Raw genomic sequence first — 3,799 nt, 5'->3', positions numbered from 1 at the left:
GGCTGGCGACCGGCGCGCCCGCGGTCTTCGACGGCCCGGCGCTGCAGGCGTTCGCCGCCCGGCCGGCCGAGGCCCTGCAGGCGCGGGCGGCGACCGTCGCGGCGGCCGGGCTGACGGCCCTGGTCGAGGCCGTCGAGTCGGTGCTCGGCGGCGCGCCGACCCGGTCGGTGACCAGTGCCGCCGGGCGGGTGCAGGTCGTGCTCGGCCCGCCGACGCAGCAGGTGGTGCTGGGCTGGACCCCCGGCACCGGCACGCTCGACGCGGCCGTGGCGGTGGCCGGCGTCCCCGGGGTCGGCGCGGTGACGGCCGGGCTGCGGGTCGGTGGCGACGGCGTCGCGCTGCTCGACGAGCTGCTCGGGCCGGCCCCGCTCGAGCTGGCCGACCTCGGCGTGCTGGTGCTCTCGCCGTCGGCCCGGGTGCAGGCCGGCACCAGCCTGCCCGCGCCGCTCGTCGACCTCGGGCTGGGCGCCGGCGCGCACCGGCTGCTCGCCCGGGTGCACGTGGGCGGCGCGCCCGGGCTCGAGCTGCTCTCCGGCGGGGGACCCCGCACCGCCGCGCCGTCGAGCGCACCGGACGACGTCGTCCTCGCCGTCGTCGGGGCGGTGCTCGACCTGGCCGGCGGTGTCGTGCTGTCGGTCGACGCCGTCCACGACGCGCTCACGCACCCGGTGCTCGGCACGGCCTCGCTCGCGACGCTGCTCGACGGCGTGCTGCTGCGCACCGCCCCCGCCCTCGGCGTCGACCCCGCGCTCACCGACGCGGTCGCCGACCCCGAGCTGCTGCTCGGCCGGCTGGTGCGGCTCGTCGCGAACGCCGCGGACGCCATGACCACCCCGCTGGTGATCGACGGCACCCTCGCGGTCCGCGTCACCCGGAGCGCCGACGCCGAGCCCGTGCTCGGGCTCACGATCGCGGTGCAGGGCGCGCGCTGGGTGCTGAACCCGGGCGGCGACGTGCAGGTGTCGCTGGTCACCGACGCGTCGTGGATCGCGCCGAGCGTGCCGGCGGGGATCACCCTGGAGGCGGTGCGGCTGACCTCGGACGGCGGCATCGCGTTCGCGCCCGGCCTCGTCGTCGGCGGCGTCGGGGTGCAGCTGTCGCGGGCGTCCGGTCCGCTCGTCGACTCGTTCCTCGCGATCGACGCGGTGTCGCTGCTGGGCTTCGGCGTCGTGCGGGACGACGGCGGGCTGCAGCTCGGCGGCGGCGCGCGGGTCGAGCTCGCCGGCATCGCCGTCCCGCTGGCCGGTGCCAGCGGCGGCGACAACGGCGTCGCGCGCGGGGTGATGCCGTCCGGCGGCTCGGGTGGGGCGCAGGGCGGGCCTGCGCCGCGCTTCAGCCCGTCGCTCGCCGTGCAGCGACCGCCGGGCGGCGACGTGCGGGTGAGCTTCTCCGCCGGCTCGGGTGGCGGCCCGTGGTGGCTGGCCGTGCAGCGCGAGTTCGGCCCGATCTACCTGGAGCAGGTGGGGCTCGGCGTCGGGCAGGACGGCAGCACGGTCACCAGCATCTCGGTGCTGGTCGACGGCCGGGTCTCGCTGTTCGGCCTGTCGGCCTCGGTCGACGACCTGTCGCTGACGTACCAGGTGGCGGGCACCGGCTCGCCGTTCGACCCGACCCGCTGGGTGGTCGACGTCGCAGGGTTCGCGGTGACGGCGGACGTCGCGGGGCTGACGCTCGCCGGCGGGCTGCGCCGGTTCACGCCGAGCGAGGGCGGTGTCGAGTACCTCGGGATGCTGCTGGCCCGGCTCGGCGTCTACGGCCTCACCGTGTACGGCGGATTCGGCGAGGTCGGCCCGGTCGGCGACCGCTACTCGGCGCTGTTCCTGTTCGGCGCGGTGAACGGGCCGATCGGCGGCCCGCCGGCCTTCTTCGTCACCGGCATCGGCGGCGGGTTCGGCGTCAACCGCGGGCTCGTCGTCCCGGCCGACCTGTCGCACTTCGCGGACTTCCCGCTCATCAAGGCGCTCGACCCGGCGGCTCGGTCGGGCGACCCGTTCGCCGAGCTCGAGCAGGCCCGGCAGTTCTTCCCGGCCTCCCGCGGGCGGTTCTGGTTCGCGGCCGGCATCTCGTTCACGTCGTTCGCGCTGGTGGACGGCGTCGTCGTGGTGGCGGTCTCGTTCGGCGACGGCTTCGAGCTCGACGTCCTCGGCCTGGCCCGGATGGCCCTGCCGCGCCCCGAGCTGCCGCTCGTCAGCATCGAGCTGGCCCTGGTGGCCAGGGTCTCGACCCGCGAGGGCGTCGTGCTGGTGCAGGCCCAGCTGACCGACAACTCGTGGATCATCGCGCCCGCCGTCCGGCTCACCGGCGGCTTCGCCTTCGCGGCGTGGTTCGGCGGCCCGAACCGCGGCCAGTTCGTCCTGACGCTCGGCGGGTACCACCCCGACTTCCACCACGACGGGTACCCGGTGGTGCCGCGGCTGGGGCTGACGTGGGGGATCGGCGACGTCGTCCGGGTGACGGGGGAGTCGTACTTCGCGCTGACGTCCGAGGCCCTGATGGCGGGCATGAAGACGGAGGTGCACGCCCAGCTCGGGCCGGCGTGGGCGCACCTGGTGTTCGGCGCCGACGGCATCGTCTCCTTCGACCCGTTCCACCTGGACGTGACGGTGTACGCGTCGATCGACGCCGGCGTCACGATCGACCTCTGGTTCGCCGAGATCACGATCAGCGTGCACCTGTCGGCGCGGTTGCGGGTGACCGGTCCGGACTTCCACGTGGTCGCGCGCTTCGAGGTCGGTCCGGTGGGCCTGACCTTCGAGATCGGGCCGAGCGACGACCTGCCGGACCCGCTGTCGTGGGCGGCGTTCGTGGCCAAGTACCTCGAGGAGGCCGCCACCGGCACGGCGCGCGCGCTGACCGCCGTCACGCTCGCCGGCTCGGTGCCGCCCGCGGGCGGGGCGGCCGCCGGCGGCGACACCTCGCCGGACGGGCAGCCGGACCGTCCGTTCGTGGTCGTCGCCGAGTTCACCGCGACCCTGACCTCGACGATCCCGTTGCGGCAGCTGGCTTCCGGGGACGCGACGCCCACGGACCTCGCCGTCAGCCACACGCTGTCGGTCGCGCCGATGGGCGCCGACGGCCGGGCCACCCCGCTGCTGCTGCTGCGGGTGCGGCCGCGCCTCACGAGCGGTGCCGGCGCGGGCGGCCCGGACACCTCGGCCGCCGACCGGGTGGGCGAGCTCGGCGTGCAGCCGCTGCTGGACGGCGCGTTCCCGATCGGCGCCTGGGGTGCGGCGCAGGACCTGACGAACCCGACGGTGCCGGCCGGCGACGTGCTCTCGGCCGCCGACCGCGTGCAGCTCACCGCGTCCGCCCGCGTGCCCGGCACCGGGCCCGGCGAGACGCCGCCGCCCGACATCCCGTACCGGCAGGTCGAGACCGGGCCGCGTCGCGTGCTGCCGCTGCTGCCGGGCGGCCGGGCCACGACCGTGTCGAGCGTGCTCGCCGGGTCGGCGCTGCTCGCCGCGACGATCGACAGCGCCCGCGCCGCAACGGGTCTGGACGGCGACCCGCTGGCCTGGCGGCTGCTGGTGGCCGGCGGCCGCACCCGGCTCGCGTTCGCCACCGGGTCGGCCGCGCTGGGCGCGCCGGTGCTGCTCGGCTCGCTCGGGGAGGGGCTCGGTGGCCCGGCCCCGGCCGTGGCGGCGACGGTCGTGACGCCACCGACGACCGCGTCGTCGGCGGTGCGGCCCCCTCGGCTGCTCGGGCTGCTCACGGCCACCGCGCCGCGCGCCGTCCGCGACCTGCCGTCGGGCGCGGCGCCCGCGGTCCGGGGCACCAGCGTCTCCGCGGAGCTGCTGCG

At 77.2% G+C, this 3,799-nt stretch carries 1 protein-coding gene; it reads left to right on the top strand.

Features of this window, described 5'->3' with window-relative positions; all coding sequences use genetic code 11:
- Positions 1-3,799: DUF6603 domain-containing protein (locus ACYVI6_RS18240; protein WP_460447722.1), on the top strand; the 3,799-nt coding region annotated here is incomplete at both ends.

The organism is Angustibacter aerolatus (assembly GCF_054776675.1).
The sequence above is the reverse complement of the archived record's forward strand: the minus strand, read 5'-3'. Positions and strand labels throughout refer to the sequence as shown.